Genomic DNA, 6,856 nt, shown 5'->3' with positions numbered 1-6,856 from the left:
AGCCGAACAGAGCGATGGTGCCAGGGACACGGCCCATTTCTTCCCGGACCATGTCACCCAGGGAGCGACCGTTGCGGCGGGTGGACAGGAACAGGACCATGAAGTCCTGCACCGCACCGGCCAGCACCACGCCGGCGATCAGCCAGAGCGTGCCGGGCAGGTAGCCCATCTGCGCCGCCAGCACCGGCCCGACCAGCGGCCCCGCGCCGGCAATGGCCGCGAAGTGGTGGCCGAAGAGAATGTGTTTGTTGGTCGGGACGTAGTCCAGGCCATCGTTGTTGAGCACGGCGGGAGTGGCCCGGCGCGCATCGAGTTGCATCACGTTGTTGGCGATGAAGAGGCTGTAGTAGCGGTAGGCGACCAGGTAGATGGCCACGGCTGCGACGACGATCCAGAGGGCGTTGATGGGTTCGCCGCGGCGCAAGGCCACGACGCTCAACGCACAGCCCCCCAGAACGGCGACGGCAAACCAGGCGAGGTGTTTAACCAGACGGGTTGTCATTGCGTGTCTCCTGCCGATATCCAGTGGATTGCGGCGATTGTTTTTATAGTGTGCCCCGGCTATTCGGAGCCGGCCCAATATCCCTGCAACGGGTCAATAAATAAATCCGTAGTACTACGTAGAACCCCAATTCCCCCTGTGGGAGCAAGGCTTGCCCGCGAGAGAGTCAATACGGTCTTTCATACACCGCGGCGCCAGCGTCGCGAGCAAGCTTTGCTCCCACATGTCTTGCGCCACAGGTTTTATGCCTCATCCATGGGTTTGGCATATGATGCCGCCATTCGCCTCCCCGCCGAGTCCGGACAGGAGTACAGATGCTGCTCAAACACAAAATCGTCGCCCTCGGGATTTTGCCGCTGGTCCTGGCCATCGCGGTCATCTGTGCCCTGGTGATCTCGCTCAATCGCCAGTTGGGCGATCAACAGGCGCAACTGATCGAAGACAGCATCCTGGCGAGCAAGCGCGCTGAGCTGAAGAATTATGTCGAGATGGCGCAGAGCCTGATCGCCCCGCTGTATGACAACGGCCGGGGAGACGAGCGCGCGCAACAGCAGGTACTGGAAGAACTGCGCAAGCTCAGCTTCGGCATAAACGGTTATTTTTTCGTGTATGACCGCCAGGGCCGCAGCCTCATGCATGCCCGCCAGTCGGAACTGGTGGGGCAATACCTCTGGGATATGAAGGATCCCCACGGCCTGCCGGTCATCCAGGCATTGCTCAAGAGTGCCGAGTCAGGCGAAGGGTTCCAGCGCTACGCCTGGAACAAGCCCTCCTCCGGCCAGGTGACCGACAAGCTGGCCTATGTCGTGATGCTCGATCAATGGGGCTGGATGCTCGGTACCGGGATTTACCTGGAGGATGTCGAACGCGCCACCCAGCAAGCCCGCGACGAAGTTGCCCATGGCATCCACAGCACCATGCAAGCCATCGCCGCGATCGCCTTGGTGGCGGTCCTGCTGGTATTTGCCGGCGGCATGACCCTCAACGTCAGCGAACATCGCCTGGCCGATAAAAAGCTGCAGCGGCTGAACCAGCGTATCGTCAGCTTGCAGGAAGAAGAACGCTCGCGGGTCTCGCGCGAGCTGCACGACGGCATCAGCCAACTGCTGGTGTCGATAAAATTCCAGTTCGAACTGGCCAGCCATGTGTTGGAAAACGGCCAGGAAAACGGCTTGGGCATCCTCAAGAATGCGACCGACCGGCTGGGCGAAGCCATCGGCGAGATCCGTAGCATCTCCCACGACTTGCGCTCGTCCCTGCTCGACACCCTGGGCCTGCCCGCCGCCATCGGCCAGCTCGCGACCGAGTTCCAACAGCGCAGCGGGCTTGAGGTGTCCTACCGAAGCAACGAATTCGATTGCCGCCTGGAAAATGGCGCCCCTGTCTCGCTGTTCCGCATTGCCCAGGAAGCCCTGACCAATATCGAGCGCCATGCCGGGGCGAAAAGTGTCGGCATCACCCTGTTCGGCTCCAGCCAGTCCTTGCGTCTGACGGTCGTGGATGACGGGATGGGCTTCAACGTCCCGCAAGTAGAACGCGGCCACGCCGGCATCGGCCTGCGCAATATCCGGGAACGGGTCGAGCATTTCGGCGGACGCCTGGAAGTGACCTCGGCACCGGGACGAAGCGAACTGGATATCCTGCTGCCCATGAACCTCTCGGTAACGGAAAACTGATGCGCCCCCCTTCCAACAAGAGCACCTGCCGATGAACCTGCCTCCAGTGATTCGTGTCGCGCTGGTCGATGATCATTCCCTGGTCCGCGACGGCATCAAGGCGCTGCTGTCCGTAATGCCCCGACTGGACGTGGTGGGCGAAGCCGAGAACGGCGCGCAAGCGATCGAAATGGTCGGTCGCAGTCAACCGGACCTGCTGCTGATGGACATCAGCCTCAAGGACATGAACGGGCTCGAGTTGACCCGGCTGCTGGGCAAGCAATACCCCAGCCTCAAGATCCTCATCCTCAGCATGTATGACAATTACGAGTACGTGAGCGAATCCGTGCGTTCCGGCGCCAGCGGCTACGTGCTCAAGAACGCGCCATCGCGGGAAATCATCGCGGCCATCGAAGCCATCATCAGCGGCGGTACGTTCTACAGTGCGGAGATCGCCCAGCGGCTCGCCACCGCCCCGCACACCGATAACGAGCTGACGCCGCGCGAGAGCCAGGTGTTGTCCAAAATGGTCCAAGGCCTGAACAACAAGGAAATGGCCCGTGAACTGGACATCAGCGTACGCACCGTCGAAACCCATCGCCTGAGCATTCGCCGCAAGCTGAACATCGACAAGCCCGCAGCCCTGGTGAAATACGCGATCGACCACGGGATCATTTCGCGCTAGGCCTTTGTGGCAAGGGAGCTTGCTCCCGCTCGGTTGCGCAGCGACCGTAAAATATCGGGGTCGCTGCGCAACCCAACGGGAGCAAGCTCCCTCGCCACAGATCGTTCATTTCAATCGGCGTGGTAATAGCCTGGTTGGTCAAGATCATCCAACAACCCCGGGCCGCTTGGCATCCAGCCCAGCAAGGCACGGGTGTACGCGCTGGACACTGCCATGTTCGCGCCCGCCATGTGGGCGAACCAGCCGAAATGCTCGCGCTCGCGGGATTCCACCGGCAACCCCAGGCCACGACCGATCGCCTGGGCAATGTCCTTGAACGACACGGCCTCGTCGGCGACGGCGTGGTAGACGGATTGCGTCACGCCCTGTTCCAGCGCCAGCCGATAGACCCGTGCGGCGTCCAGTCGATGCACGCCCGACCAGCAATGGACGCCGTCCCCGAGATAGGCCGAAACGCCCGTCTCCCGGGCCAGGCGAATCAGGATCGGCACGAACCCATGGTCGCCGAGGCCATGGACCGAGGGCGCCAGTCGCACCGTCGCCACACGCACCCCACGCTCGGCCAAGTCCCGGGCGGCGGCTTCGGACTTGCGGGGCGAGGCCGGGCTCACCACTTCCAGTTCACTCGCACCCCGCGTCAATCCAAACAGGCCCGATGTCACCAGCAACGGCCGGTCGGAGCCTCGTAACGCGTCGCCCAACGTTTCGATGGCGCGGCGGTCCTGCTGGGCATTTTCGGCAAATCGCGAGAAGTCATGATTGAACGCCGTGTGAATCACCGCGTCCGCCGCCGAGGCTGCGCCGTGCAAGATCTCGAGATCATCCAAAGTGCCTGAAACCACCTTCGCGCCTGTCGCAGCCAGTGTCGCGCCTTTTTCTTCGCATCGGGCCAGGCCCGTGACCCGATGCCCGGCGGCGATCAGATCCTGTACCACGGACGCCCCAACCCAGCCCGTGGCACCGGTAACGAATACGTGCATATGCAACGCTCCTGTTCTAAAAAAACCGAACCGAAAATCTTCTATAACCCATCGAAGACTCAGAATTTGTATTGAACTTGTGCTTGCCGTCCTCTCAGCAACATCAGGGCCACCCCGAAAGACAGCCCAACGGCAATGGCGCCGCCCAGGTAAACCGCACCAATACCCCAGCCACTCGCCAACAAACCGGCCAGCGGACTGGTGATGCCCAGGGAAATATCAAGAAACGCGACGTAGGCCCCCATGGCGAGACCGCGTGCCTGCGGTGGCGCACGCCGTACCGCTTCCACGCCGAAGCCGGGAAACGCCAGGGAATAACCGAAGCCAGTGAAAGCCGCCCCCAAATAAGCCATGGTCGCGGTGTCGGCGCTCCAGATCAGCAGCAACCCAACGGTTTCGATCAATACGCAGACCAGCGCGACGCGAGCGCCGCCAATCTTGTCCGGAAGGTGCCCGAAAAGCAGGCGAGCAGCGATGAAAGCCACACCGAACGCCGTGAACGCCAAGGAAGCGTTGCCCCAATCCCTGGCCGCGAATAACAGGGCAATGAACGCCGTGACGACACCAAAGCCGACGCTGCAGAACGCCAACCCCATGCCGGGAACCCATACAGCACCGAGCATCGTGTAGAACGGTGTACGCCGGGTTGCCGTAGGGGCGACAGCGCGCACGCCCGCGACAATCGCCAAGGCCAACAGAGGAATGAACATCGAGGCCATGGCAATGCCCGTGAATCCCCAGCCGCCATTCAACGCCACGCCAAGCGGAGCGCCCAAGGCATAGGCGCCGTACATGGCGATGCCATTCCAGGCCATGACCTTGCCGGCATGCTGTGCCCCCACCAGGCCGATGCCCCACCCCAGCGCACCGGTGACAATAAGGCTTTCGCCAACTGCCAGCAGCACCCGACCGCCAGACAAAAGCCAGACCGACGTGACTGGCGCAGCAACGAACGCCAGGGAAAGCAGATAGACCAGCCCTGAAACCGCGGCTGTCACCAGCCCGGTCATGACGGCGCGTTTCCCACCGCGCATGTCGGCAAAATTGCCGGCCCAGGCCCGTGACAACAGCGCAGCGGCGAACTGTGCCCCGACCACCAGGCCAATCACCAGCGTGCCCATGCCCAGCGCGTCGTGCAGATGGAGGGGCAAGACAGGCAGTTGCATGCCGATCGTGAGGAAACCGATGAATACGGTCAGAGTGAGCGGCAACAGCTTGAGTGTCGGATTGGCCTCGACGGCTGCCTTAGGCGCCGAAGAAGCGCCGAGATGAATATTGTCTTGTGTCATAACCCTACCCACGGAAAGGATGCGATATGACGTTGAACGCTGCCGGTGGAGCCGACTAGAATGCGATCAATTCGTCGCATTCAAGATACGAACAATCCGTCGCATTTCCTATTCGCATTCCCTGCCGAGGTTCATGCCCACATGTCCGAACGCTCAAGCCCGCAGATTTCCTCGCGTAAACAGCCGCAACAGGCACGCTCCACCGAGCTCGTCGCCGCGGTTCTGGAAGCGGCTGTTCAGGTTCTGGCGACCCAGGGCGCGGCACGTTTCACGGTGGCCCGGGTTGCCGAGCGAGCTGGCGTGAGCGTCGGCTCGGTGTACCAGTACTTCCCGAACAAAGCGGCGATCCTGTTCCGCCTGCAAAGTGATGAATGGCGGCAAACCAGCGATATGCTGCGCGAGATCCTTGAAGACAACCTCAAGCCGCCCTTCGAGCGCCTGCGTACCCTGGTGCAGGCGTTCATCCAGTCCGAATGTGACGAAGCCCAGATACGCGTCGCCCTCAACGACGCCGCCCCGCTCTACCGCGACGCTCCCGAGCACCAGGCCGCGCGGATGTCGGTGCAGCAGTCGGTGGATGCTTTCATGCTGCAAGCATTGCCAGACGCACCGGCACAAACCCGTACCCTGGCAGGTGACCTGATCATCAGCACGCTCAGTGCCGTGGGTAAGCGCTTCTCATCAGCGCCCCGCTCTCCTGCGGACGTTGCCATCTACAGCGATGCCATGGCCGATATGTTCTGCGCCTACCTTGCAAGCTTGCAGCGCCCCCGTTGAGACCGCTGCCTGCTGACGGTTCGTCAGCCATGCTCCAGTGACAGCCTGCCAACACTTTTACTACACTCCCTGATCTTGTTTCCCTCCGCTACGAGACGTCCCCTCACGATGAAAACCATAACAACTTCGATGACGTTCTGTGGCCTGTTGGCGCTCTCTTGCGGCGCCTTGGCCGAACCGACACCTTCGCTACTGGACCAGGTCCTGCAACGCGGCGAACTGAAGGTGTGCACCACCGGCGACTACAAGCCCTATACCTTTAAAACCGCAACCGGCGAATACGAAGGCATCGACATCGACATGGCGCGCTCGCTGGCCGCCAGCCTGGGCGTCAAGGTGCAATGGGTACAGACCACCTGGAAAACCCTGATGCCGGATATGGTTGCCGGTCAATGCGACATCGGCATGGGTGGGATTTCGGTGACGCTGGAGCGCCAGAAGAAAGCCTATTTCAGTGACACCCTGGACGTGGATGGCAAGATCCCGCTGGTGCGTTGCGAAGACAAGGAGCGCTACCAGACCCTCGAACAGATGAACCAGCCTTCGGTGCGTCTTGTCGAACCGGCCGGCGGCACCAACGAAGCCTTCGTCCGGGCGTTCCTGCCCAACGGCCAGTTGAACTTCCACGACAACGTGACCATCTTCCAGCAACTGCTGGACAAGAAGGCCGACGTGATGATTACCGACGCGTCAGAAGCGCTCTACCAGCAAAAACTCAAGCCCGGCCTGTGCGCGGTCAACCCGACCCGCTACCTGCAATATGGCGAGAAGGCCTACCTGCTGCCTCGGGATGACAACACCTGGAAGATGTACGTCGATCAGTGGCTGCACTTGAGCAAGGCCAATGGCAGCTACCAGAAAGTGATTGGGCAGTGGTTGGCCGTTCCCGCCGCCCAATGATCGCTCGCTGAGAAACAAAGCCCTGTGGGAGCTCGCTCGCGATGGCGTCAGGTCAGCCGCATTGATGT

General features: G+C 61.5%; 7 protein-coding genes. 4 read left to right on the top strand and 3 right to left on the bottom strand.

The features are described 5' to 3' along the window. Positions 1-502, bottom strand: a 502-nt coding sequence (locus BLO97_RS04135) for a carbon starvation CstA family protein (protein WP_305882548.1), incomplete at its 3' end; no start/stop codon positions are given. A gap of 314 nt (positions 503-816) precedes the next feature. On the opposite strand from BLO97_RS04135, the gene BLO97_RS04130 reads away from it, so the two are divergent. Beyond that, a complete protein-coding gene (locus BLO97_RS04130; protein WP_013693309.1) occupies positions 817-2,178 on the top strand; it encodes a cache domain-containing protein in 1,362 nt (453 codons plus the stop codon). 31 nt (positions 2,179-2,209) lie between these two features. Then, positions 2,210-2,842: a response regulator gene (locus BLO97_RS04125; RefSeq protein ID WP_092345074.1), complete on the top strand. Its 633-nt coding sequence runs from the start codon at positions 2,210-2,212 to the stop codon at positions 2,840-2,842. A gap of 110 nt (positions 2,843-2,952) precedes the next feature. On the opposite strand, the gene BLO97_RS04120 is transcribed toward BLO97_RS04125, so the two are convergent. Both BLO97_RS04120 and BLO97_RS04115 read right to left on the bottom strand, forming a co-directional pair. Continuing rightward, a complete protein-coding gene (locus BLO97_RS04120; RefSeq protein WP_092345072.1) occupies positions 2,953-3,822 on the bottom strand; it encodes an SDR family oxidoreductase in 870 nt (289 codons plus the stop codon). Positions 3,823-3,881: 59 nt separating this feature from the next. Beyond that, a complete protein-coding gene (locus tag BLO97_RS04115; protein ID WP_092345070.1) occupies positions 3,882-5,111 on the bottom strand; it encodes an arabinose transporter in 1,230 nt (409 codons plus the stop codon). Positions 5,112-5,252: 141 nt separating this feature from the next. Here BLO97_RS04115 and BLO97_RS04110 point away from each other — a divergent pair, with 141 nt between their 5' ends. After that, the gene (locus BLO97_RS04110; RefSeq protein WP_092142694.1) at positions 5,253-5,888 is read left to right on the top strand and encodes a TetR/AcrR family transcriptional regulator; all 636 of its coding nucleotides are present in this window, start codon (positions 5,253-5,255) and stop codon (positions 5,886-5,888) included. Between the two features lie 108 nt (positions 5,889-5,996). After that, positions 5,997-6,788, top strand: a complete 792-nt coding sequence (locus tag BLO97_RS04105) for a transporter substrate-binding domain-containing protein (protein ID WP_092345068.1) — start codon at positions 5,997-5,999, stop codon at positions 6,786-6,788. The last annotated feature ends 68 nt before the right edge of the window (positions 6,789-6,856 follow it).

This window comes from Pseudomonas sp. NFACC05-1 (assembly GCF_900100135.1).
GTDB lineage: Bacteria > Pseudomonadota > Gammaproteobacteria > Pseudomonadales > Pseudomonadaceae > Aquipseudomonas > Aquipseudomonas fluorescens_Q.
Note: the sequence above shows the minus strand (reverse complement) of the source record. Positions and strands in the feature narration are given on the sequence as shown.